The sequence below is a fragment of the Sphingomonas sp. CFBP 8760 genome (assembly GCF_014841615.1).
Taxonomy (GTDB): domain Bacteria; phylum Pseudomonadota; class Alphaproteobacteria; order Sphingomonadales; family Sphingomonadaceae; genus Sphingomonas.
Genome location: NZ_JACYUG010000002.1, coordinates 336,208 through 359,905 on the forward strand (window position 1 = coordinate 336,208; position 23,698 = coordinate 359,905).

At 67.1% G+C, this 23,698-nt stretch carries 24 protein-coding genes and 2 pseudogenes; 11 read left to right on the forward strand and 15 right to left on the reverse strand.

Translation table 11 applies throughout. From position 1 onward, the window contains the following. Window positions 1–7 precede the first annotated feature (7 nt). Both murJ and secB read right to left on the reverse strand, forming a co-directional pair. On the reverse strand, window positions 8–1,573 hold the full coding sequence (gene murJ / locus IFT82_RS04480; protein WP_192124900.1) for a murein biosynthesis integral membrane protein MurJ: 1,566 nt from the start codon (window positions 1,571–1,573) through the stop codon (window positions 8–10). A 30-nt stretch (window positions 1,574–1,603) separates the two neighbouring features. Continuing rightward, complete coding sequence (secB, locus tag IFT82_RS04485; RefSeq protein ID WP_192124902.1) at window positions 1,604–2,107, reverse strand: protein-export chaperone SecB; 504 nt, start codon at window positions 2,105–2,107, stop codon at window positions 1,604–1,606. A 192-nt stretch (window positions 2,108–2,299) separates the two neighbouring features. Between secB and IFT82_RS04490 the strand changes: the two genes are divergently transcribed. From IFT82_RS04490 to IFT82_RS04500, 3 genes are read left to right on the forward strand one after another with little or no spacing between them, the layout of a single operon-like run. Further along, on the forward strand, window positions 2,300–2,947 hold the full coding sequence (locus IFT82_RS04490) for a Tim44/TimA family putative adaptor protein (protein WP_342355043.1): 648 nt from the start codon (window positions 2,300–2,302) through the stop codon (window positions 2,945–2,947). 45 nt (window positions 2,948–2,992) lie between these two features. Next, on the forward strand, window positions 2,993–4,303 hold the full coding sequence (gene mltA / locus IFT82_RS04495; protein WP_192125117.1) for a murein transglycosylase A: 1,311 nt from the start codon (window positions 2,993–2,995) through the stop codon (window positions 4,301–4,303). A gap of 25 nt (window positions 4,304–4,328) precedes the next feature. After that, window positions 4,329–4,853 (forward strand): Smr/MutS family protein, encoded by a 525-nt coding sequence (locus IFT82_RS04500; RefSeq protein ID WP_192125119.1) that lies wholly within the window; start codon window positions 4,329–4,331, stop codon window positions 4,851–4,853. On the opposite strand, the gene dapE is transcribed toward IFT82_RS04500, so the two are convergent. Together dapE and IFT82_RS04510 are read right to left on the reverse strand one after the other, a co-directional pair. After that, window positions 4,831–5,982, reverse strand: a complete 1,152-nt coding sequence (dapE, locus tag IFT82_RS04505; protein WP_192124906.1) for a succinyl-diaminopimelate desuccinylase — start codon at window positions 5,980–5,982, stop codon at window positions 4,831–4,833. The genes IFT82_RS04500 and dapE overlap by 23 nt on opposite strands. Beyond that, the gene (locus IFT82_RS04510) at window positions 5,954–6,625 is read right to left on the reverse strand and encodes a glutathione S-transferase family protein (protein WP_192124908.1); all 672 of its coding nucleotides are present in this window, start codon (window positions 6,623–6,625) and stop codon (window positions 5,954–5,956) included. Before IFT82_RS04510 ends, dapE begins: the two co-directional genes overlap by 29 nt. Window positions 6,626–6,728: 103 nt before the next feature. Here IFT82_RS04510 and IFT82_RS04515 point away from each other — a divergent pair, with 103 nt between their 5' ends. Next, entirely contained in the window at window positions 6,729–7,532 is an 804-nt protein-coding gene (locus IFT82_RS04515) for a TonB family protein (RefSeq protein WP_192124910.1), read from the forward strand. Between the two features lie 7 nt (window positions 7,533–7,539). On the opposite strand, the gene yihA is transcribed toward IFT82_RS04515, so the two are convergent. Genes yihA through rpmH form a run of 5 tightly spaced genes read right to left on the reverse strand, consistent with a single transcriptional unit; the run spans window position 7,540 to window position 10,674 of the window. After that, window positions 7,540–8,178, reverse strand: a complete 639-nt coding sequence (gene yihA / locus IFT82_RS04520; RefSeq protein ID WP_192124912.1) for a ribosome biogenesis GTP-binding protein YihA/YsxC — start codon at window positions 8,176–8,178, stop codon at window positions 7,540–7,542. After that, entirely contained in the window at window positions 8,175–9,890 is a 1,716-nt protein-coding gene (gene yidC / locus IFT82_RS04525) for a membrane protein insertase YidC (protein ID WP_192124914.1), read from the reverse strand. Before yidC ends, yihA begins: the two co-directional genes overlap by 4 nt. Window positions 9,891–9,944: 54 nt before the next feature. Next, window positions 9,945–10,157, reverse strand: a complete 213-nt coding sequence (gene yidD, locus IFT82_RS04530) for a membrane protein insertion efficiency factor YidD (protein WP_192124916.1) — start codon at window positions 10,155–10,157, stop codon at window positions 9,945–9,947. Further along, window positions 10,154–10,534 carry a ribonuclease P protein component gene (gene rnpA / locus IFT82_RS04535; protein ID WP_192125121.1) on the reverse strand — a complete coding sequence of 127 codons (381 nt, stop codon included), beginning with the start codon at window positions 10,532–10,534 and terminating at the stop codon, window positions 10,154–10,156. The genes yidD and rnpA overlap by 4 nt, the downstream gene beginning before the upstream one ends. 5 nt (window positions 10,535–10,539) lie before the next feature. Beyond that, complete coding sequence (rpmH, locus tag IFT82_RS04540; protein WP_192124918.1) at window positions 10,540–10,674, reverse strand: 50S ribosomal protein L34; 135 nt, start codon at window positions 10,672–10,674, stop codon at window positions 10,540–10,542. 206 nt (window positions 10,675–10,880) lie between these two features. On the opposite strand from rpmH, the pseudogene IFT82_RS04545 reads away from it, so the two are divergent. The 4 genes and pseudogenes from IFT82_RS04545 to IFT82_RS04560 all read left to right on the forward strand — a co-directional run. Continuing rightward, window positions 10,881–11,525, forward strand: a pseudogene (locus tag IFT82_RS04545) (magnesium chelatase domain-containing protein); the annotation flags it as partial. Between the two features lie 29 nt (window positions 11,526–11,554). After that, window positions 11,555–13,141, forward strand: coding sequence for a recombinase family protein (locus tag IFT82_RS04550; RefSeq protein ID WP_192124920.1), 1,587 nt, complete (start codon window positions 11,555–11,557; stop codon window positions 13,139–13,141). Window positions 13,142–13,246: 105 nt separating this feature from the next. Further along, window positions 13,247–13,795 carry a hypothetical protein gene (locus IFT82_RS04555; protein WP_192124922.1) on the forward strand — a complete coding sequence of 183 codons (549 nt, stop codon included), beginning with the start codon at window positions 13,247–13,249 and terminating at the stop codon, window positions 13,793–13,795. Further along, window positions 13,782–14,543 carry a hypothetical protein gene (locus IFT82_RS04560; protein WP_192124924.1) on the forward strand — a complete coding sequence of 254 codons (762 nt, stop codon included), beginning with the start codon at window positions 13,782–13,784 and terminating at the stop codon, window positions 14,541–14,543. The genes IFT82_RS04555 and IFT82_RS04560 overlap by 14 nt, the downstream gene beginning before the upstream one ends. 25 nt (window positions 14,544–14,568) lie before the next feature. On the opposite strand, the gene IFT82_RS04565 is transcribed toward IFT82_RS04560, so the two are convergent. Continuing rightward, entirely contained in the window at window positions 14,569–15,060 is a 492-nt protein-coding gene (locus IFT82_RS04565; protein ID WP_192124926.1) for a hypothetical protein, read from the reverse strand. 712 nt (window positions 15,061–15,772) lie between these two features. On the opposite strand from IFT82_RS04565, the pseudogene IFT82_RS04570 reads away from it, so the two are divergent. Then, window positions 15,773–16,309 (forward strand): annotated as a pseudogene (locus IFT82_RS04570) (DUF805 domain-containing protein); the annotation flags it as partial. A 609-nt stretch (window positions 16,310–16,918) separates the two neighbouring features. Here the strand turns inward: IFT82_RS04570 and IFT82_RS04575 are convergent. After that, complete coding sequence (locus tag IFT82_RS04575) at window positions 16,919–17,131, reverse strand: hypothetical protein (protein WP_192124931.1); 213 nt, start codon at window positions 17,129–17,131, stop codon at window positions 16,919–16,921. A 106-nt stretch (window positions 17,132–17,237) separates the two neighbouring features. Here IFT82_RS04575 and IFT82_RS04580 point away from each other — a divergent pair, with 106 nt between their 5' ends. Beyond that, the gene (locus tag IFT82_RS04580) at window positions 17,238–17,900 is read left to right on the forward strand and encodes a hypothetical protein (RefSeq protein WP_192124933.1); all 663 of its coding nucleotides are present in this window, start codon (window positions 17,238–17,240) and stop codon (window positions 17,898–17,900) included. Window positions 17,901–18,959: 1,059 nt separating this feature from the next. Here the strand turns inward: IFT82_RS04580 and IFT82_RS04585 are convergent. The 3 genes from IFT82_RS04585 to IFT82_RS04595 form a co-directional block, all read right to left on the reverse strand. Next, window positions 18,960–19,601, reverse strand: a complete 642-nt coding sequence (locus IFT82_RS04585) for a hypothetical protein (protein WP_192124935.1) — start codon at window positions 19,599–19,601, stop codon at window positions 18,960–18,962. A gap of 1 nt (window position 19,602) precedes the next feature. After that, window positions 19,603–20,514 (reverse strand): AHH domain-containing protein, encoded by a 912-nt coding sequence (locus tag IFT82_RS04590; RefSeq protein ID WP_192124937.1) that lies wholly within the window; start codon window positions 20,512–20,514, stop codon window positions 19,603–19,605. Window positions 20,515–21,125: 611 nt separating this feature from the next. Beyond that, complete coding sequence (locus IFT82_RS04595; protein ID WP_207105726.1) at window positions 21,126–22,037, reverse strand: hypothetical protein; 912 nt, start codon at window positions 22,035–22,037, stop codon at window positions 21,126–21,128. Window positions 22,038–22,229: 192 nt separating this feature from the next. Here IFT82_RS04595 and IFT82_RS04600 point away from each other — a divergent pair, with 192 nt between their 5' ends. Then, window positions 22,230–22,505 carry a hypothetical protein gene (locus IFT82_RS04600; RefSeq protein WP_207105727.1) on the forward strand — a complete coding sequence of 92 codons (276 nt, stop codon included), beginning with the start codon at window positions 22,230–22,232 and terminating at the stop codon, window positions 22,503–22,505. A 787-nt stretch (window positions 22,506–23,292) separates the two neighbouring features. Here IFT82_RS04600 and IFT82_RS04605 read toward each other — a convergent pair. Next, window positions 23,293–23,529 carry a hypothetical protein gene (locus IFT82_RS04605; protein ID WP_192124943.1) on the reverse strand — a complete coding sequence of 79 codons (237 nt, stop codon included), beginning with the start codon at window positions 23,527–23,529 and terminating at the stop codon, window positions 23,293–23,295. Window positions 23,530–23,698: the final 169 nt, after the last annotated feature.

A 23,698-nucleotide genomic window follows, 5' to 3' on the forward strand; every position in this document is an offset into this window, starting at 1 on the left:
GGTTCCTTCAGGCGGGGCGGCGGATCAGTCGCTTCAGATCGGCCGGGCGTACCGCGCCGGTCAGCACGGTGGCGGCGGCATAGACCAGCCCGCCGGTGCCGACCAGCACGACCAGCGCACCCCAGCGCTCGACCGTCGATCCGGTGACGTAAGGCGTGAACAGGTCGTTGAGGAAGAACATCGTCCCCCCCATCGCCAGCGCCGCGACCAGCAGGCGCGGCGCGCGGCGGCGCAACTGCCGGTCGGGGACGAACTGACCGCGCTTCGCCAGCGTGCGGTACAGCAGCGCGACGTTCACCGTGCTGGCGATCGCCGTCGCCAGCGGCGGCCCCATATGCTGGAGCGGCACGATCAGCGCGAGGTTGAGGACGAGGTTCACGACCATCGAGATCGTCGCATAGCGGACGGGCGTGCGGGTGTCGGAGCGGGCATAATAGCCCGGCGTCAGCACCTTGACGAGGATGTAGGAGGGCAGGCCGACCGAGAAGGCGGCCAGCGCCTGCGCGGTGAACAGCGTGTCGTCCATGCCGAACTTGCCATGCTGGAACAGCGCAGCGGCGATCGGCACGCCGCACACGATGAGCGCGGCGGTGGCGGGCAGGGTGAGGAACAGCGCCAGCTCCATCCCCCGGTTCTGCGTCTCCATCGCCGCCGCTTCCTCCCCCTTGCCCAGCAGGCGGGAGATGGTGGGCAGGAGGACGGTACCCAACCCGATCCCGATCAGCCCGAGCGGCAGCTGGTTCAGCCGGTCGGCGGCATAGATATAGCTGACCGACCCGGCGGGAAGCAGGCTGGCGGCCAGCGCGGTTGAGACGACGAGGTTGATCTGCACCGCGCCGGCTCCTGCCGCGGCGGGCCAGATCAGCGACAGCAGCCGCTTCACGTCGGCGTTGAGCCGGGGTCGCTTCAGACGCAGTCTCACCCCCGCCGCCCGGCATGCCAGCCACAGCCACAGCAACTGGAGCGCGCCGGCGACGGTCACCGCGATCGCCTGGTTGCGCGCGGTCAGTATCGGCACGTCCGTGTGGAAGAACAGCAGCGCCCCGATCAGCGTCAGGTTCAGCAGGATCGGTGCCGCTGCGTTGATCCAGAATTTATGCAACGAATTGAGGATGCCGCCCAACAGCGACACCAGGCTGATGAGCATCAGATAGGGAAAGGTCAGCCGCGCCAGCTGCACCACCTGTGCGAACTGCGCATCGGTGGCGTCGTTGAACCCGAACGTCAGCAGCCACGTCACCGGCCACGCCGCGATCTCGACCAGCCCGGTCATCAGGATCAGGACCGGGAGCAGCACCGACAGCGCATCCTCCGCAAACGCCAGCCCGTCGGGCAGACCGCGCCCTGTCGGGTCGGCGACCTTGCGATTGAACAGGGGGATGAATGCAGCGTTGAACGCGCCTTCCGCAAACAACGCCCGGAACATGTTGGGCAGGCGGAACGCGATCTGGAAGGCATCGGACGCGAAGTTCGCGCCGACGAACCGGAAGAACAGCGCATCACGCACCAGTCCCAGTACCCGACTGGCGAGCGTGAGCCCGCCGATCGAGCCCAGCGCCCGGGTGAGGTTCATGGCCGTTCGTCCCGGTTCGGACGAATTAAATCAGGCGTGACCGACTTCGGTGGTGGTCGGCTGGCCCTGCTGCGCCGCCTGCTGGAGGTAAAGCTGGCCGAAGTCGATCGGCTCCAGCAACAGCGGCGGGAAGCCGCCGTCGCGAACCGCATCGGCCAGCACGCGGCGGGCGAACGGGAACAGCAGGCGCGGTGCCTCGCCCAGCATGAACGGCTGGATCTGGTCGACGGGGACGTTGCGGAAGCCGAACAGGCCGGCGAACGACAGGTCGACGATGAACGCGGTCTGGCCGTCGACATCGGCGCGCACGTCGATCTTCAGGACCACCTCGTGCACCTCGTCGGCCACCTGGGTGGCGCCGATGTTGAACTGCACGTCGATCGCCGGCGGCGTCTGCGACTGGAAGATCGCGGGTGCGTTCGGGTTCTCGAACGACAGGTCCTTCACATATTGCGAGATCATGCCGGCAGCGGGTGCCGTGTCGGTGCCGTTGGCAATCGGCTGGCCGGACGCGCCGTTGTCCTGATCGTCCATGTCGTTTTCCTTATGCGGTGAGCGTGGCGGTGGAGCGAAGCGGGCAGGCCGCGCGTTCGATCCGGTGTTCGTCGCGTAGCAGCGCCAACCCCCCGTTTCAACGGCGGGGTTGCCTGCTTCTCCCCGATGCAGGCCACGGATTTGAATCACCGGCGGATAACGCCTATGTCATTGTCGAAGATCGGAGGCCCGGTGCTCTACGTAATTGTGTTCGCGATGATAGCCGCTTTCCTGGCGCTGCGTCTGTATGGCGTCTTGGGCAAGCGGACGGGGCATGAACAACAGCCCCTGCCGCGCGCCGCCGAGGAACGGGGCGCGCTGCCCGCCGCCCCACGCGCGGTCGACGTCGCGGCCGAACCGCGCGAGATCGCCAACCGTCATATCGAACCGAAGGCGGAGGCGGGCCTGCGGGCGATCGTCGCTGGCGAGCCAGGCTTCGATGTCGGCCAGTTCCTGCAAGGGGCGAAGGGCGCGTACCGCATGGTACTGGAAGCGTTCTGGCAGGGTGACGAGGCGGCGCTGGCCGATCTGGCCGGACCCGATGTCCGTGCCGCGTTCGTCGACGCGATCGCGCAGCGCCGCGAAGCGGGCGAAACGCTCGACAACCGGCTGGTCACGATCGAGCGCGGGGTGATCGCCGATGCGCAGCTGGCCGGGCGCGAGGCGCGGATCACGGTGCGCTTCGATGCTGATATCGCCGCCATCACCCGGAATGCCGAGGGTCAGGTGATCGCCGGATCGCTGACCGACGCGGTCGAGACGCATGACGTGTGGACGTTCATGCGCACGCTGAAAAGCGGCGACCCGAACTGGAAGCTTGTCGATACCGATGAAGCATAAGGCTGCGGCGTGAGCAGACGATTCGGTGCGGTCGCACTCACGCTGATGCTGGGGGCGTGCAGCGGCGCCATCGTGCCGCCCGCTCCGTCATCGATACCGGCAGCCCGTCCGCCCGGCGGGGCGGGGGGCAAAACCACCCATCATCCGGTTCGCGACACGGCACCGGTCAATATACGGCAGGCGGATGGCCGGATCGTCGCCGCCCTGCCGATCGCACCGCAGCCGGTGGTGGTCCCAGCGGGTGCCGCGACCGCGCAGCAGGCCGGCATCGTCGCCGGCCCCCCGGTCGCCGCGCTGCCGATCACCGATGCGCAGGCCGTGGCGGCACGGACCGCGTTCGCCTTGTCCTGCCCCGGCCTGATGCGTCGGACCGACGGCTCGGGATTGACGCGGGGGACGGACTGGCAGGGCGCCTGCGCCGCCGCGCGCCAGCCGGGGGATGCCCGCACTTTCTTCGCCACCTGGTTCGAAGCGGTGCAGATCGGCGACGGCAAGGCATTCGCCACCGGCTATTACGAACCTGAAATCCGCGGTTCGCTCGATCAGCGACCGGGCTATGCGGTGCCGGTCTACGGACGGCCGACCGATCTGGTCGATGTCGATCTCGGACAATTCTCGACCGACCTGAAGGGCAAGCGCGCCCGTGGCCGCGTGGAGGGCAAGGCACTCGTCCCCTATTTCGATCGGACCCAGATCGAACAGGGCGCGCTGGCCGGGCGGGCGCCAATCATCGCCTGGGCCGCCGATCCGGTCGAGATCTTCTTCCTCCAGATCCAGGGTTCGGGCCGGCTGAGGCTGCCCGACGGATCGGCGCTGCGCATCGGCTACGATACCCAGAACGGCCGTGACTATACCGGGATCGGCAGTTTGATGCGCCAGCGCAACCTGCTCCAGCCGGGACAGGCATCGATGCAGGGCATCGTCGCCTGGCTCCATGCCAATCCCGAACAGGGCGCGGCGTTGATGCGCGAGAACAAGAGCTTCGTCTTCTTCCGCGAACTCGATGGGCCGCCGCAGGGGGCGATGGGCTATGCCGTGACCGGCCAGGTCAGCGCGGCCGCCGATCCGAAATTCGTGCCGCTGGGCGCGCCGCTGTTCCTGTCGGTCGATCGCGCCGACGCGACGGGGCTGTGGGTTGCGCAGGATACCGGCGGGGCGATCAAGGGCGCGAATCGGATCGACACCTTCTGGGGTGCGGGCGCGGGAGCGGAGGCGACGGCGGGGGGCATGGCGGCGCGGGGTACTGCGTTCCTGCTGTTGCCGATCGGCACGCTGGCGCGGCTGACACCCGTGGCGCCTGTGGCAGCACCGCCGGTATCGATCGCGGGGGCGGCAGGTGCGTCACCTCGACCCTGAGGAGGCGGCGGCGTGGCACCGGGTGATGGCAACGGTGAAGCCGTTGCGCGTCGCCGCCCCGGTGCCGCGACCCTCGACAGCGGTCGTGACCGGCAAGCCATCGGCGGCCCTGGCCAAATCGCTGGCGGCACGACGCGCCGTGCCGGTCGCGCCTGCTGTGCCGCCGCGTCCGGTACCCAAACCCGCCGTCCGCACCGCACAGAATACGCTGGATGCATCATGGGATCGAAAGCTGGGGCGGGGCGCGGTGATCCCGGACAGTTCGCTCGATCTGCACGGGCATACGCTGGCGTCCGCCCATGCGCTGCTCGATCAGGGGCTGGACCGGGCCATCCGGCGCGGCGACCGGGTCTTGCTGCTCGTCACCGGCAAACCACCCCGACCCGAAAGCGAGCGGCCCCATGCCCGCGGCGCGATCCGGGCGGCGGTGTCCGACTGGCTGGCCGGTTCGCGCCATGCCGATGCGATCGCGGCGGTACGCGGCGCGCATCCGCGCCATGGCGGGCAGGGGGCGCTCTATCTGGTGTTTAGGCGGCCGCGCGTCGGATGATGCCCGCATAGATATCGGTCAGCCGGTACAGGTCGTCGACCGCCACCGCTTCGTCCACCTTGTGCATCGTCGCGTTGAGCAGCCCGAACTCCACGGTCGGGCACAGTCGCGACAGGAAACGCGCGTCGGACGTGCCACCGGTGGTGGACAGTTCCGGCGCGATCCCCGTCACGTCGCCGATCGCCGCCGCCACCATATCCGACAGCGGGCCGGGCGGGGTCAGGAACGCCTCGCCGGAGATGCGGGCGGTGGCGGTGCCGCCATGCCGCGCCGCGATGGCGGTGATCCGGTCGGCCAGTTCCCCGCCGCTGTGCAGGTCGTTGAACCGGATCGACAGGCGGGCGGTGGCCAGCGCCGGGATCACGTTGGTCGCGCCGTTGCCGACGTGCAGATCGGTGATCTCGATGTTGGACGGCTGGAACCAGCGATTGCCATCGTCCAGCCGAACCGCCTCGATCTCCGCCAGCATCGCGACCAGCCGGGGGATCGGATTGTCGGCGAGATGGGGATAGGCGACATGCCCCTGCCGCCCGGCGACCTCGATCCAGATGTTCACCGATCCGCGCCGCCCGACCTTGATCGTATCGCCCAGCCGCGCGGCGGAGGTGGGTTCGCCGACGAGGCACCAGTCGGGGCGCATCCCCCGCGCGGCCATCCGCTCGATCAACGCGACGGTGCCGTAGGTGGCCGGCCCTTCCTCGTCGCCGGTCACGATCAGGCTCACCGTGTCGCCCGCCTCGCGCGCGGCCGCCGCGACGAACGCCGCCACCGCCCCCTTCATGTCCACCGCGCCGCGCCCGTACAGCATGCCGCCGCGCACCGTGCCCGACCAGGGCGAGCCGCTCCAGCCGTTGCCCGGCGGCACGACATCGACATGCCCGGCAAAGGCGAGGTGCCGGCCCCGGTCGCCGCGTACCGCGAGCAGGTTCTCGACCGGGCCGTCCGGGGCGTCGCCGACGACGAAGCGGTCGACCTCGAACCCGGTCGCCGCCAACGCCGCCGCCAGTATGTCGAACACCGCGCCGCGCGCGGGCGTGACGCTGTCGGCCCGGATCAGCTCCGCCGCCAGTTCGACCGGATCGATCGTCACCGGCAAGGGCTCACCGGGCGCCGGCCGCGGGCTGTTCATATTGCTGGAGGACCCAGTCCTCCTCCTGCGCGCCGGCGATCCAGTCCTGCATCCAGCGGTGGTTCAGCACCGCCTCCATATAGCCGGTGGCGAACCGCGCGACGGGCAGCTGATAGGTCACGATCCGCGTCACCACGGGTGCGAACATGATGTCGACCGCACCGAACGCCCCGAACAGGAACGCGCCGTCCGATCCGAACCGGGCGCGTGCCTGCGCCCACAACTCCATGATCCGCGCCAGTTCGAGGATGACGTCGTCGTCGGGCCGTTGCGCGGGGAATATCTGCCGGATGTTCATGGGGTGTTTGCGGCGCAGATGCTGGAACGAGGAATGCATCTCCGCCGCCATCGACCGCGCCATCGCCCGCGCGGTATCGTCGACCGGCCAGAACCGGTCGCGGCCGACCTTGTCCGCCAGATATTCGATGATCGCCAGGCTGTCCCACACCACCGCCTCGCCGTCCCACAGGATCGGCACCTTGCCCGACGAGGGCGCGAACTCGTCGCCCTGCCGCCGCCGGTCCCATTCCGCGTCGTAGAGGGGCACGACGACCTCCTCGAACGCCAGCCCCGCCTGCTTGGCGGCGAGCCAGCCGCGCAGCGACCACGAGGAATAGGCCTTGTTGCCGATGATGAGTTTCATACCGACCGACTAGGCGAGGTCCCCGGCGGGGGCAACCACCGGTGTCGGGGGTTTACGATCGATCGCCGGCGGCCCTAGCATCGCCGGCGAAGGAAAGCGGCGCATGGCGGTGGTGATCGGATATGGAGGCGACGGCGTGACGCGACGGCGCGGTGGCGCGGTGGTCGCGACCTTGTCCGTCCACGTCCTGCTGTTGCTCCTGATCCTGTCGGGGCGGGGTCCATCGCCTGATCCGGTATCCCCGTCCGCCGGCCTCCGTGTCTTCGACGTCGTGCCGCCACCGATACCGCCCGACGTCGCGCCGACCCCGCCGCCGCCGATGCCGCCCCGGCCGGTGCGATCCACCCCGCGTGACGGTGGATCACCCGATCGGGCGCGGCCGGCTCCCGCGGTCTCGTTCGACGCACCGGCCCGTATCGCCGCCCTGATGGCGGAGCCTTTGCCGGCACAGGCCCCGCAGGGACAGATTCCTTTGCCGGGACTGGCGGCGGCGGCACCGTCATCGACGGGTGCGGGTACCGGATCGGGGGACGGCGAGGGCGGTCGTGGTCGCGGCGATGGCACCGGATCGGGGGACGGTCGCGCCGGGCTGGCGAAGGCATTGTGGATCAGCATACCGTCGCCACGGCAGTTCGAGGCCCATTGGCCGGAGCGCGCATGGCGGAACCGGGTGTCGGGTCGGGTGATGTTGTCGTGCATCGTCCCGCGCCCCGGCCCGCCACGCCGCTGCCGGGTGGTGTCCGAATATCCCAGGAACCTCGGCTTCGGCGCCGCAGCGATGCGATTGTCCAGATTGTTCAGGATTCAGCCGGTGACCCGTGGGGCGGAGGTCCAGAACCTGCCGGTGATCGTCCCCATCACCTTCGACGTGCCGATCGATATCAGGCTGCCCACGCCCGCGAACTGACCGGCGATCAGCCGGTCACCGCCTCCATCACCGCGGCGCGCAGTTCGGCGATGCCCATGCCGCCCTCGCTGGAGGTGGCGATGATCTCCGGATGCGCGGCGGGGCGCTTGCGGGCCTCCTCCACCGTCTGCTCGGTCACCGCGGCGAGGTCGGTCGCCTTCACCTTGTCCGCCTTGGTCAGGACGATGCGATAGCTGACCGCCGCCTTGTCGAGCATGCCCAGGATGTCGCGGTCGACCTCCTTGATGCCGTGGCGCGAATCGATCAGCACCAGCGCGCGCTTCAGCACGTCGCGGCCGCGCAGGAAGTCGTTGACCAGATACCGCCACTGGCGAACCATGTCCTTCGGCGCCTTGGCGAAGCCATATCCCGGCATGTCGACCAGCCGGAACGACAGCGGGTCGCCCACGTCGAAGAAGTTCAGTTCCTGCGTCCGCCCCGGCGTGTTCGACGTGCGGGCCAGCGCGTTGCGATTGGCCAGCGCGTTGAGCAGCGACGACTTGCCGACATTGGAACGGCCCGCGAACGCCACCTCCGGCACCACCGGTGCCGGCAGATGCTCCAGCTTGGGCGCCGATTTCAGGAAGGCGATCGGCCCGGCGAAGGTGCGCCGGGCGATCTCGATATCCTCGTCGGTGAAGCTCACTTGACGGGCGCCTGCTTGAGGCCGGGATGGCGGGCATAGAGCAGCTTCTGCTGCAGGATCGATACGCAGTTGGTCGTGATCCAGTACACCTGCAACCCGACCGCGAACGGCGCCATCACGAACATCAGGACCCAGGGCAGGAAGGCGAAGACCTGCTTCTGCGTCTCGTCCATCGCCTGCGGGTTCAGCTTGAACTGGAAGTACATCGAGATGCCGAGCAGGATCGGCACCACGCCGATGCCCAGCCAGTGCGGCGGCGTAAAGGCGAGCAGGCCGAACAGGTTGACCGGGGTCAGCGGATCGGGCGCGGACAGATCCTTGATCCACAGCACGAACGGCTGGTGACGCATCTCGATCGTCAGCAGCAGCACCTTGTACAGCGCATAGAAGATCGGAATCTGGATCAGCGTCGGCAGGCAACCCGCCAGCGGATTAACCTTCTCCTGCTTGTAGAGGGCCATCACCTCCTGTTGCAGGCGCTGCTTGTCGTCCTTGTGGCGTTCCTGCAGCGCCTTCATCTTGGGCTGGATCGCCCGCACCGCCGCCATCGACGCAAACTGGCGTTGTGCGATCGGGAACAGGACCAGACGGATCGTCAGCGTCAGCAGGATGATCGCGACGCCGAAATTGCCGACCATCCGGAACAGCCAGTCCAGATAATAGAAGATCGGCTTCTCGACGAGGCGGAACCAGCCCCAGTCGATCGCATAGTCCAGCTTCGGAACGATGCCATCGTCGGTGTAGCGGTCGAGCAGACGGACTTCCTTCGCACCGGCGAAGAAACGGGCGCTGCCGGTCATCGACTGGCCGGGGGCCAGCATCCGGGGCTGGACGCTGTAATCGGCCTGATAGGCCCCATTGGTTCCGACGTTCGCACCGGCGCGGAACTGGCCGTCGAAGGTCTGCGACGCATCCGGCACCAGGGCGGTCAGCCAGTATTTGTCGGTGAAGCCCAGCCAGCCGCCCTGGGTGGTGAAACGCTGCGGGGCTTCGTCCACGTCGCTGAAATTGGGGGCATAATGCGCGGCGCCGTTGTTGACCGACATCGGACCGGTGTGAATCGTCCAGCTGTCGGGGTCCTTCGACACGCCGACGCGGTTGACGAAGCCATAGGATGCCACCGGCACCGCGGCGGTGCCGCCGTTCAGCACCGTCTGACGGATGGTGAACAGGTAATCCTTGTCGATCGCGATCTGGATGCGGAACCGCTGGCCGGTGGCGTTCGCCGCCTCCAGCGTCACCGGGGTGGCCGGGGTCAGGACGGGGGCGGAGGCGGTCCACACCGCATCGGCGGCGGGCGGGTTCAACCCTTCCGCGCGCCAGCCGAAGCCGGCGAAATAGGCGTCGGGCGCACCGGCGGGCGACAGCAGGCGGATCGGCGCGGAATCCTTGGCGACCGTCTCGTTGTAGCGGAGCAGCACCAGATCGTCGATGCGCGGACCACGCAGGTTGATCGATCCGCGCAGGCCCGGCGTCTCGATCCGCACGCGCGGCGTCTCGGTCAGCACCTGCCGGCGATCGCGCACTGCGGCGGGGCTGTCGGCGGTGGGATCGGCGGCGGGATTGGGCACCGCCACCTGCTTGCCGCCCTCGATCTTCGTCGCGGGCGGATTGGCGGTGGGGAAGAACCGGTTCTGGATCAGCGGCCAGCCGAACAGGATCAGCGCCGCGAACACCGCGAACAGCACGAAATTCTGGCGATCGTCTTTCACGGCGTCATGCTTCCCATCTTGGGTATTCGAACGGGGACGTTCACGGGTGCGTCGTCAGGGCACCGGGTCCGGCCCATACCCGCCCCAGGGATGGCAACGGGCGATGCGCTTCACCGCCAGCCAGCCCCCCTTCAGCGCGCCATAGCGGGCAAGCGCGGTGATTGCATAGGCCGAACAGCTGGGATCGTACCGGCAGGTGGGCGGCAGGATCGCCGAAGGGCCGATCTGCCATCCGCGCACGAGCAGGACAAGCAGCCTGGCGATCATCGCCCCGACGGCTTTCGACCGGGTTTGCGTGGCGGGCGGGGCGGGGGCGCACGGTAATCGGGGCTGGCGATCTTGCGCAGCGCCTTGTCGAGTTCCGCCCGCAACAGGGCGTAGTCGCGCTCGATGCCGCCATCGCGCCCGATCAGCACATGATCGGCACCGGCGACACCGCCGGTCGGCAACAGCTCACGCGCCAGCATCCGCAGCCGGCGTTTCATCCGGTTGCGGACCACCGCGTTGCCGATCTTCTTGGTGACGGTGAAACCGACCCGCTTGGTCGGATCGCCATCGGCACGGTCGCGCACCAGCAGGACGAATCCCGGCATCGGCGCGCGCCGACCCGCGTTCGCCGCCAGGAAATCCTGGCGGCGCTGCATCATGATTATGCCGACAGCTTCTTGCGGCCGCGTGACCGGCGCGCCCGGATCACCGCACGGCCGCCCACGGTCGCCATCCGCGAGCGGAAGCCGTGCCGACGTGCCCGCACCAGGTTGCTCGGCTGGAAGGTGCGCTTCATCGTTCATTCCTCAAACAAATTCATCGTAACGAAAAACGGCCGCCCGAAGGACGGCCTTGCTGGGGGGCGCATACTGACACACCCGCGCCAAGTCAATCTGCCGCCGCCCGCCGGGGCGATACGGCCGATGTCGCCATATCCCGTGTCCCGCCCGCGCAAAACCGTTATGGAACCCGCCACGGGGCGGGGCGGGGCGGGGAATGACGATGGCGACGATCGTGTCGACGGTGGCGTATCTGGGGCTGGAGGCGCGCGCCGTCGAGGTGCAGGTGCAACTGATCCCGGGCCTGCCCGCCTTCAACGTCGTCGGTCTCGGCGACAAGGCGGTGGGGGAAAGCCGCGAACGGGTGCGCGGCGCGATCGCCGCGATGGGCCTCGCGCTGCCGCCCAAGCGCATCGCGGTCAATCTCAGCCCCGCCGACCTGCCCAAGGAGGGATCGCATTTCGACCTGCCGATCGCGCTGGCGCTGCTCGGCGCGATGGGCGTCGTCGATGTCGAGACGCTGGCAGAATACGTGGTCGTCGGCGAATTGGGGCTCGACGCGCGGATCGCGCCGTCGCCGGGCGTGCTGTTGGCCGCGCTCCACGCCAGTACCGAGGGCAAGGGCCTCGTCTGCCCCGCCGCGCAGGGGCCGGAGGCGGCATGGGCGGGATCGGTCGAGGTGATCGCCGCGCCCGACCTCCTGGCGCTCATCAATCATTTCAAGGGCCACGGCCTGCTCGCGATGCCGCAACCGGGCGAGGTGGAGGCGGCGTTCACCGGTCCCGACCTGCGTCAGGTGAAGGGGCAGGAAACCGCCAAGCGCGCGCTGGAGATCGCGGCGGCGGGTGGTCACAACCTCTTGATGGTAAGTTAGGCTACACGGGATTATGCGACGGCATGGACGTCGTCATTTACGTGCGCTGGTCGTCGATCGAGCAGGGCAAGGGCAGCTCGCTTCAGCGTCAGGAAGGCGATTGTCGCAGGTTCGCTGCCGCTCGAGGCTGGAACGTGGTCGACATGATCGTGGACGACGGGGTCAGCGCATTCCGTGGACAGAACTCGCTGGAAGGCAGTCTGTCCAGATTCGTCGTCGACGTTGAAGCGGGCCGGCATCCGCCCGGCATCGTCCTTCTGGTCGAGAAGCTGGACCGTCTGTCCCGCCAGAACGTGCGTGCGGTGGTCTCCTGGGTGCTGCGGATCACCGAGCTCGGCGTCGTGATCTGCACGGTCGAGGACGGTCGCCAATACGATGCCCACAACATGGACATGGTGGCCATGATCGAGGTCGCGGTGAAGGCCGGGCTCGGCAATCTCGAGTCGGAAAGAAAGAGCGACCGGGTGGGTGCCGCATGGGCCGCGAAGCGTGAACGTCTTCAGCAGGGCGATCGCACGGTCATGACCCGCCGCGCCCCCGGCTGGCTGGCGGTGGAGGGGTCGCCTCCGACGTTCGTCGTGATAAAGGACAGGGCCGAGACCGTTCGGCGCATCTTCGAATGGACTGCTGCGGGCTTGGGAAAGCATCTGATCGCGCGCAACCTGAACCTGGAGGGCGTGGCCCCCTTCGGTCGAGCGGACGGATGGCACGCCAGCTACATTCAGAAGATACTGTCGTCACTCGCGGTCCTCGGCGAGTTTCAGCCTGGCACCAAGCCGAAGGGCGGCACGCGGACGACGGTCGGCGAGCCGATCGCCGGCTACTATCCCCCGATCGTCGACGCCGACCTCCGCGCGCGCGCGTTGGCCAGCATGGCGGATCGATCGCGGATCGGCATGGGTCGCGGTCGACGGCTTTCGAACCTGTTCGGCGGACTCGCGAAGTGCGAGTGCGGAGCCCGGATGACCTTCAGGGCGAAGGGCGCTAGGGTCCGGGCGAACGGCGACGTGGTGCGCGAGGACTATCTGGTGTGCGACGCCTACCAGCGGGGCAGGGGCTGCCGGAACGCGAACCACTACAACTACGAGATCGTCGAGCGGTGCGTCCTCGACGCCGTGCTGGCGCAGGCGGTCGAGGACCGGCACTTTGAGGCGCCGGCGGAGGCGCGGCGGATCGAGATCGAAATCGCGGATCGGACGCGGAGCCTCGCCCGAATCCGCGAGCGGGCGGACAACGCGATGGAGTTGGCGATCGAATCGAAGCGGCCCGAGCCCCGGGCGCTGTATCTGAGGCTGGTGGCCGAGGCCGACGCGGAGGAGTCGGCGATCGACCTGTCCCGGAATCAGCTCGTGGTGGCGCGGGGCGCGGTTTCGCCGGCTGAGCATGCCCGCCGGATCGAGGTGTTGCGTGGAGGCATGACGTCCGACGACGAGAGCGAGCGGCTCGCGGCGCGGATGAAGATCATGGGAGCGCTGCACGATCTGGTGACGTCCATGATGTTCAGCAGGCGGAGCCGGCTGGTCGGACTGGAACTGGCGAACGACGCGTACGTCGTCGTCCATCCATACGGCGAAGGGATCACCGCGGGCTATGTAGCTGATAGGCCATGAAGAGGGGAATAGGGCTGATCGCTTCATAATTCGCTGACATTCCTTGAGCAATATGGAAGCAGGGGCGGGTTCGGTGTTATCATCTGTGAGTCGTGGGAGAATGAATTGCCGATCATCGATCATAGGGTGGCGCTTCTCCTTGATGCTTTGCGCGAAGGCGGTGCCGTTGCGATCGCGAACGCGGCTGTGGAGCGGCTGGTCGACATGGAGCCCGATGACGATCCTCCCGAGGACGGCATCGACGATGATGGTCTGGCGGATGGGGGCGATGACGATCCCACAGCCGACAAGGATTCGTCGGACGATGGCTTCTCCCGCCGCGATCCTGCCATTGCGCTGAGACAGCTCGCGGTTGCGGACGAGATTGTCCTCGGCCGGTTGCGTCTCGAAGCCTCGTTGATGAAGGCGATACCGGACGAATTGGGACGACTACGCGAGGCGCAAGCCGATCGTGGAGAAGAATCCGGTTTCCTCGTCGATGAAGTGACCATCCTGCAGGGGGATGATGCGACCGACCCTGGAGAGCCGGGGCGTGCAGTCGGCTTCGAAAGCGGACTTGCCGATGAAGCACGATCGCGCGTCATCGTATCGCTTGAGCAGGCGTGGTCCACGGCAAGCGATCTGACGAGGGAGTCGATCCGTGACGGAAGCTGAGGCCCGTAGGGCGCTACGGAAGGCGGGCAAGGCATTCGCGACGGTGATGCCGGACGTCGCGAAGGGGAAGGGCAGGGCGTACGAGGCATGGGTCATGCTCGCCCTGGCGAACAGACTGGTCGCCAAGGGCTTCACCGTCGACGCGGTCGACAGCGCCGGAAGGCCGGTGCGGAAGCTGCGGCTCAGGAAGAATCCCGCGCCCATGCCTTCCGACTCCGCGCCTAGGTCGTCGCCTGGGCATCTCGTGATCTGGCGGGGGCCCTACTGGAAGCACGAACTTCACCTCGGCATGCAGCATCAGGGGGAAAGCGGTTCCCTCCACGAGGTCGACCTGTCCATCATACCGGCGCATCCGGCGGAGAGATTTCGTTCAAAGGGCGGCGGCCCATGGGCAGGCTCTACTTGCTTCGCCTTCGAGCTGAAGGCGTATGACGAAGCCACGAAGCTCAATCTGGGGATCGGGCGGGGGCTAGTCGGCGTCGCGCACGACCTGGATCCGGGTCGTGTCGAGGTGGAGGTGAGAGTCAGGAGGGGAGGCAGGGATATGGGAACGGCGACGTTCGGCCATCATGCGGCCCGGTTGTACCTCGTCACGACTGCGGGATTGTATCCGGACACGACGAAGCTGCTGAAGTGGCATGGCGGCGCGACGTATTCTTCTGTGGTGCCGAAAAGCAACGAGGCACCGCTCGACGATCTCGTGGAGGACATGCGCGATCATCACCGGTGTCGCTGGTACGGTTGGTGACTTCCGTCTTCTGATCGACTTGGACTCAGCGCACTTCGATCCGATGCGATTGCAGGAACCCGTCGCGGCCGAAGCGGCACCTCAGCAGTAGGCGTTCGCCGAGCATGATCGGACCGAACGGCACATGGCTACGCCCGAAGTCAATGGCGATACAGCGGTCCCTTTCACGATGTCGGGCGATCCGGCGATCCGTCGGCAACTCGAGGGTTCCGATGGCGAGAACCCAGATGCGGGTCGTCACGCCATCGGGATCCTGTCGGCAGTGGTCGGACGCGCCCATCGTCCGCGTGACGTCGCGCTCGGTCGCCACGCCACGCCTGAGGGCGGCGGGGATGAGGATCGTGTCGTTGCGGGTTTCGCCCAACGGCGTCCTTGCGATCAGCAGGCGCAGGTCGATGGCGCGTCTGATGACGTCGTGGGCGGCGGGAGCCCGAAGACCGTGCTCTGCCAAGAACCGGACCGCGTTTTCGAACGAGACGGCATTTCGTCCTTCGGTCCATGTAATTAGGTGTTCCATGATGGATGCACATCCGCCCGTGTCGTTTGATTGTCCCTGCACTCCCGGTTTCCTTCAATCGTCTTCCTAAGTCGTTCCTCCAGTCGCCCTTCTCCGCTTTTCCAAGCAAGCGCCGGTTCGCTTCCGTTTCCACCATGGCGGGCGGTGTCGCCATACGGGTGGACATCGTGGTGCCCGGAAGCGATCCATGGGGGCGGCATAGAAGAAGAGGATCGATCTTGGCTTGGGACCCATCGAACATCCAGCCGTCGGCTGGATCGCGCGGAGGGATCGTCGGTCGATGTCGAATGTCGGCGGCGCATGGTGGTGGCGTCAACCGATCGGGCTTGATTCCTCGTCCTGGACCGGCAGGATGACGGCGCGATCGATGAGAGTGCACATGAGGGGAATGTCGATGACCGGATCGTACCCGACGCCGACCGGCTTCGTGGCGGATGCGGCGTGGAGTCGCCGATGCCGCGATGACGATGTCGGACCCGGAAGTGTCACCATGCGCGCGACCGCGCCGACCCATGGTTGACGGCGCTCCCATGGGCAACGCGAAGGCAGCCCCCCCTGGCGACCTTCGCCGGGCCTATCATTCGGTTCTTCTCGATCGAGGGGCGTGCCGCCGTGCCGCGCTGCATCGTCTGGTTGGCCATCGGTGCAGCGGCCGCGACGATCTGGTTCCTGATCCTGCGAGAGGTCAGGGGGCTTCACATACGTCGCGGCCTGGGCCGCTATGGGATTCGTCTTCGCCAAGCTGGTGACCGAGTCGGTCCGCCGGCTCCACGACCGTGAATGGTCCGGTGGTCGGTTCGCCGCCATCGCCGCGATCGTCGTGGGCCTTCTTCTCGGGTCGCTGTTCCGGCGCATGTCTCATGGCGCCGACGTCGTCGCGCTGCTGGTCGAAGGGGCTGCCGCGATCGTGATCGCGGCAGCTTTCCTGTGGCCGGGTTCGCGGGGCAGGAACCGCTACGGTCCTCCCCCCGCCGCGCTGGCGCCGTCCGGGGGGACCGGCAGAGGAGGGGCCATCCTCGCCGGCTTCGTCCTCGCGACGTTCGTCGGCGGCCTGGCGTTCTCGACGTGGCTCGATGCGCGCGAGCGCGCGAGGGTGGTGCAGTGGCGGATCGGGGAGGCGGTGCATCGCGATCTCGACCGCAGGGAACGGCAGGGAAGGCCGCTGCGGGACGACGTCCGACCGGATGGCGGGGACGATTCCACGTCGAACAGGATCGATGATCTCCTGGGTAACGAGGCCGCACTGTGATCACCAGGAAAGCTGTCAGGCTCGAAGCGGCCCGCAAGCTGCTGCTGCGCTTCGTCGAGATCGGTCGCGTGACCGACCTGAAGAAGCGCGAGGCGCTTTAGCGCAGTCCGGCGGGATGCCGGTTTCCCGTGACGACCTTGCACGCCAGATCAGGAGCCGGCTCGACGGTCGTCAGCTCGACACCTCGTACTGCGGACCGGCCGCATTCCTGTGCTGCATGATCCACGACAGGCCCGACGCCTACGTCATGTATGCTGTGTCGCTATGGGAGCGAGGCGTGTTCAGGTTCGCCAGTGGCGCTGCCACCGTGCAGGTCGATAGCGCGGATGGGGAGGTGCCCACCGCCAGACGGCTCGTGATGATGCGTGCCGACAACCCGCAGCACGCATACGTCAACGACCTCGACTGGATGACAATGTCGTGTCTGAGCGCCTCCCCGTACCCCGTTGGTCTGGGGGGGGCGTCGGTCCGACCGATCAGGCCGGCTCGGTCACCTATCCCAAGGTGCTGCGCCACTGGTTCGTCGCGGCGGGATCGAGCGTCCGCGCCGACACGATGGGACTGGGCCCGCAATGGCCTCAGGTGCCGGATCGCATCCCGTTCATGGCGTCACTGAAGATTCGCAGCGGCTATCCGGGGATTGACCTTGAGGCCGTATTTCTCACCTGCGATACGAGCGGCGGCATTACCTGCAATCAGCTCGCGCTCGATCGAGTCGAGCTCGGAGGCGGTGTAGTAGCGGCTGTCCGCCTGGAGGCAGGGGAGTTCCTCCCCATTCGAGGAGAAACCGACCTTCTGCATCAGATAGCCGAGCAGGCTCATGTCCGATTTCCTCTTTCCATAGGGGCTCTAATTCGGGCCCGTACATATCACGCAACGAAACGCCGGTTTCCGCCGACATGGCGAACGGCATGTTTCGTCCAAGGCTATGACTCAACGCCATTGCACCAAGGACCGTTCCGCCGTTCCTTACTATATAGGAGCGCATCACCGCAAGGGTCCCCCCGAGCGTAAATGTATCGTCGACCAGGATGTAGGGTCTGGTAGGATCAACGTCGCCGGTGAAGCTCGGCTGGAACACGAAGCGCGGGAACCGGGAAAGCTTCGTCCGTCCGACCCTCGCCGCCTGCTTGATCGTGATGTTCTCGAAGCCATCGACCGCTGCCCTGAGCTGGTTGGCGACGGCGAACGGAATGGCATTTCTGCTTCCGACCCGGTTTCCGGCATCGGCGTCGATGCCATCCTCGTCGTCGAAGCCCGGGTGGGGGGAGGCCACGATCGGTCGCACGCCGCATCGGACGACCATGTCGACCATCTGCTCCTCCACCTCGCCCTTCCATGCGGCGTCGACGAGATGGACGGCTGCATCCCGATCGGCATGGTGCTTGGCTCGCTCGTACAGATCCGCCATCCATTCGCGGCGATGGCGCACACCTTCTTCGACGCCTTTCAGGATGGACAGCTTGGTGTGCACTGCCAGCGTCTCGCAGCGAGGGGGATCCCATGGCTCCCTGACGTGCGGCGGGCGAAACGGAGCGAGAGGCTGCTTCACTCCTGTGCTGAAAATCATCTCTTCTCGTCGGATCGTTGATGCCGGGCTTATCGACCGGTGCAGGGCCTCTCGCCGAGGAGGGGGATAGCGACATCGATGGGAACGTCAACGATGTCCTGCCGGGGCTACCGCAGCGCCGTCATGTCGGCCGACGCCCGAGTCGTCGTACTCGGGATGTCTCATCTCCGTTCGACATCGAGATCGGATCGCGCCTTGCGAACGTAACCGGATGGTACCCGAGCTTCCCCAGCCGAATGGAGCGCGCACCGGTGTCTGATCGAAGATGCGGCGGGTTCGATACCGTTGGCGTCGTGGCCCTCGAAGGTGTGGTTCGTTGGGTTGCGGCGCGATGCGCGCACCGTCGACGAAATCACGACTGCGGCGTCGGGCTTCCCTCTGACCGAGGGGACGCGGTTCCCGGCGTCGTGGATGTCCGATCGAACCGGTGCCGCATTCACGAATGACGCCGCCCGTGGGACTTGGTGACGGGACAAGCCACCCATGTTGGTCGGATGGGCGCGTCATCGCATCGCATGCGTCGCAGACACTGGCCATACGGACCGCACGGTCGATGCCGGTTTCGGTCAGTCCGAACGGATTGGGGAGACGGTTGGGCGATGGTATGTCCGCAGGCTACCCGTCCAGGAGGGTCGACAGGGACGATGGTTCCGGTTCCCCGTGATGAGATGGGAGCAGGCTATGGCCGAAGAACGTCGGCACGTCCCGCCCGGAGCACCCGCTCGAGCCTCCGCCACTTCGGCCCTGCGACGCGCCGGACGTCGCGGCAGAAGCGTACGTGGTTACGGGCGGCGGCCGACGCATCTGCGAGGCCGCGCTGATACTCCCGATCCGTTGTCCCGTCCATGCTCAGCATGCCGGACGCGGGGTCGGATCGCGGGAGGATGCCACGCTCCGCCAGCACCTCCTGTCTCTCGACCTCCCATCCGGGACATGATCGTGCGACCTCGACCGCGTAGCCGATCGCCCAGAGGTCCCCGCCGCGCGCGTGCCCGCCTCCGTCCTCGGCACGACCCTTCGCCGTGCAGAGGACGATTGCCACGACAAGAATGGCTGCTGTTCGTGGCATGGACCGTCCCGTCATCGCGGCCTGCTCACGAGATCCCCGGTCGCGGCGCTGGCGACGGGATCGACGAAGTCGAGACCGGTCGCGCCGATCGCCATCACGCGGGCCGCCAGCGCGTCGGTGGCGGCCCGCCAGGACGTCCCGGCGACCAGGAACAGGTCGGCCGGCGGCCGCAGGTCGCGTCGCCAGCGCGCGCGGGGGGTGGGACGGTTCGGCTGCGGCGCGGTCAGCATCCATTCGCTTCTGGCCACGCCGTCCCCGTCCACCCATTCGACGATGCTCCCCTCACTCTCGTCGCGGTCGAGCGCATCGACGCGCATCGTGAGCGAGAGCGTGCGATAGTTCATGCCGCGGACCTCCGGCGGGCACGCCGCCGCATCGACCTCGCCCACGTCCGCGCAGCCTGCGGGCAGCGCCATCGCCTCGAGCAGTCGGGATGAGACGAAGGTCAGGCCGTCCTCGAAGAGGTCGAGGCGGAAGGAGACGTCCGGGATCGCCAGCCGCGGAACGACCGCCGTGCGCGACCCGGTGTCGGCCGCGGCATCGAGTGCCTCCATCTGGTTTAGGATGAGCGTGTGCCCTCCCGTCCGTTCGGCGAGGCCGAAGTAGGTCTCCATGCCGTCGAGCGACTGCTGCAGAAGCCAGGGACCGGCCACCTCAGTTCAGCCTGGGCTTGTAGAGGACATTGGTCCTGAGCGCCGTGCGGAAGCGCCGGTCGATGTCCTCCATGGCGGCGTTGAGCGCCGCGGGCGCCATCGTGGCCGCGCCCGCGGCGACGGGCTGCAGCGCCGTCGAAACGTCCCTGTCGTAACGCGAGTGGGAACCGCTGTGGTAGGGGTATGCGCCAAGGTTGGGCGGCATGAGGTACGCCACGTAGTTCGCGGGCAGCGGTATCAGGTTGACGGTGGAGTCCATCTGCCAGCCCGAGGCGGCGATGGCATGCTGCACGGCCGTGGGGAGACGCGCCACCGTCGCGAAGGGGATGATGTGGTGGGCCTGCCAGCGCTGGTTGCCGAGGATGCCGGCGAGGCTTCTCGCCCGTGCGCTGTGCGCGCTGAGCGTCGGCGACACGGCCGAGGTCCGCTCGGTGATCATGGCCTCCTGGGGCCATTGGCCCGCGACGACCGCATCCAGCGCGCGCAGCGTCGTCTCGTCGCTCCGCATGGCGAGCACCACCGTCCCGGGATGCGCCTGCTCGTATCGCATCACTGCGACGGCAACCCGCGTGTTGGCCGGCCCGCTGAACGGCACGTCCCAGTAGCGGCCGTTGAGCGGCATCCTTACCGAAGCCCAGACGTAGGCCGCAGCTGCGAGCATGTCGGCCGCGCTGCCGCGGTCGAGGCCGTGTCGTCTCAGGGCTGCGTCGATGTGCGATCGCTCGGCCCACGCATCGATCCAGCGCCCGATCTCGAGCAGGGTCCAGATGCCGCCGCGGATCCTCACAACGCCCCGCGGCATCGCGGCACCCGCCGCCACGGGACGGGATGCAGCCGGTGCCGTCGCCGCGATCCGTGTCAGGCCGGCCTCGGCGGAGGCGGCGAGCGGGTCCCGGCCGGCCAGGAACGACATCGTCGCTCCCCGTGACCCCGTCATGCCGTCGATGGCGCAGAGGGAGTCGTCGGGGCATTCGGGCAGCCTGGTCTGGGACGCTCTGCCGCCTGTCGTTTCCGTCATGGATTTGCTCCGCTCTGGATCGGTCGTAGACGAAGATAACATCTGTGCAGCGGTCCGTCACCCGCTCGGGGCGGCTTTCCCGGAACGGGCGTCGGGATGCGGTGGCATGCAGTCCGCCCGTCTCGGTTCCGGCCGCATCGGTCGCGACTTCGGGGCCCGTCCGGAGGCGACCGGAGAAGGCATCATCATGTTCCTGCTTCGCCTCCGACGGGGCGATGCTGCTTCCCTTCACCGCCCGGACCCGTTCGTCGGAGGTCGCGAAGAGAACGGGCATGCGAAGATTCTAGGATGCGAGAACGTGCAGCTCAGTCGGGACCGCACTGGGAAGGTTGTTGAACATGGAACCCGACGGGCTTCGCTCCGCCCCATGGTCTCGGATGCAGTCCAAGAACGTCCTTGTCGGTCAGTCCGTGACGGCCTCTGATTTACATCCGAAGGCATATGGAAGGATCAGATGGCGTGGCACGTATTCTTCGGGAACTGCCCGAGTGGAAGGCCGCCGGCGATCAGAAGGAGGACGGGTGCCCCTTCGCGGCATCCGCTTCCACGTGATGCCTCAATACGGCATCTCGAGCCCGGGCGGCGGCGGTGCCCTCCTCGATCCGGAAGATGATCCGCTCGCCATCCTCCATGACCACGAGAGCTGGCTGCTGCGGATTGCTCGCCGAGTCTCCGGGGCTGATCCATCTGACGTGGAGGGGATTCAGGGCCGCATCCCTTGGGACGCCGTACCTACCGGTCAGGGCGGCACTCAGCGACTGGCGGGTATAGCCGGTCCAAGACATCCGGTAATCGATGCGATTCACGCGAGGCCCCTGCGGGGTCTGCGCGAAACCGACTTCCGCCACCGAGCCCTGATCGAGCCTCATCCGCGTGAACGCGATCGCGCGCCGCTGCCGTGGTTCGGCTGCGCCGCGAGCCCTTGCCGAACGCGCCGCGACGTCGCTCTGGTAGCTTGTGACGAACGAGGGATCGTAGAAGCGTGCCTTGTGGGAGCGAGCCACGCCTTCGACGTCGTGCGGCGACATTCCCAGACGGACGCCAGCCACCTCGAACGAGCCGGGCCGGTTCTTCGACGGCTGCCTGTCCGAGACGCCGCTCGGCGCGGAGGCTCTCGCCTGGTCCCGGAACTCGCCCAGCGCTTCGGTCTGATCCCGCCCCTTGGTCCCGTCCGAGGCGAACGGATCGCCCGGGTCCGTTTCGCCATCAACGGCCTGCGAAGACGCAGGCGAGGCACCAGCCGACGAGGCAGGCCTTCCGATCTGCCCGAGCTGGCGAGCGGTGCTGCGCAACCCTCTCAGCGTCGCTGAGATCCCACCACCCGTCTGTGCCACAGCCGACGTGCCCATCATGCCGATGGACAGGACCACGACGAATCTATTCATATTTGGCATGAGAAATCCCCCGAAGCCGCTCATCTAGGGCAGCGAATGTTGATGGAATCACCACGGGGATGGTAAATGCTCGCCGCTGGGACGTCGCCCACCATAGCCTGTGCAGACCGCTTCGTCGCAAGATGGGCCGCCGCCTTACGCCGCGGCCGTTTACACTCGCCAATCCTCGAGGCCGTCACTAAGCTGCCTCTAATATCCCATCGTCAGACCGGATCGATGCTTTCCATGTGGCATGCCCTGGCCTTCGTCCTCAAAGTCCTCACGCTTCCCGTCTCGCTGGCCGCACAGCTGGCGATGGGAGTAGGGGCCCTTCTCTGCATGGTATCCGCAGGCATGCTGTTCTTCGTTCCTTGGCCGCGTGCTGCGGGAATGGCTCTCCTTGGCGGCGGAGTGTGTGCAGCCGGGGGCGTGGTCTACCTCATCGTGTACATCATCATTGAAAGGATTGAGGACAAGGCCGTCGAGCAGAGTGGACGCGGGATTTGGGGCTGATGTTCTCCTCTTCCGCATGGGCTCGCTGCGCTGGCTTGAATCCGCGTCAAAGCGGTGCCGATTCGACCCTCCATGTCAAATCGTCCGACTGCCCATCGGTCACCTGGATCGCTCGATTGCATCCATAAGACAGGACCAGCCGCGGGCAGCCGACAGCCAGCGCAAGTCCTATGCGAGTTCGGTGTGGTCGCATTCGCGGTTCGTTCGTCCTCATCGGGGGAGGTATAGCCGAACGCCATCGGCCGATCTTCATGTCAGTCCATGTCTTTTGAGCTTCCGACGATACGGTGGCTTTGACATGCGCTCGCGTGATAGGCGGATGCACTTACGGAAGTAGAGGGAAAGGCGAAGCGAGCCGATCGCCAAGGCGGCCGCGATGATTGAGAACACTGCTTCTTCGGATCGGATCGCATCCTTGTAAGCGTACGCGCTCGACCGTCGCAAGGATGCCGATTTGCCTGGTTGCTTTGACGGGGGACAGGCCATGCCATCCGTCCTGATGGTTTCGAGGCGCCTTGGCGTCGTTGACCCAGAAGAGCGTTCCGATGAAGCGCCGCGCTCCGACGGGGCGGGTTCGCGAGGCCGACGGCAATGGGTTCGGCGCCATGCCCATCGCGTGACGTCGCATGGGCATGGCGACGAACAGGGTGCGGACGGCGTGAGGCCGAAGCGTTCGGGCTGGGGGAGGGGCTCGAGCGGCTGTCCGAGCCGGGTGGCGGCGTCTGCCGTCATCTTCGGATTGACCAGCACGCGACGGACGACCCTGCTGCTCAACGGGTTCACGGCGTCAGTCAGAACGACGAGGTGGAAATTGGCCGGGACCCCAGCGGGTCGGGCGGGTGCGGGGAGCACGGGACGGGATGGTTCTCGCCGCGGCCGGCAGTCGCAGGAGCGGTGCCACCAGCAGGCGATCCGGCGTTGTGAAGCCGTTGATGCGCGCGATCTCCGCCCGACGGGCTTCGTCGTCGAGCGCCTGCGTGGCGATCGACGACAGCGAGCTTGGTGCCTGGATCCGGTAGCCCATGACGGCTCCGGTCCACCACGCGACGCCTCCTCCACGCCGCCACGTCTACAGCACGTCGTTCGAAAAGATGCCGCCGATCGTCTCATCCGGATTGATCGTGTTAACACTCTCCGGGTAGAACGATCCCGTTCGCCAGCAGGCGGACCGGGGCGTGAGAACCTCGCTATAA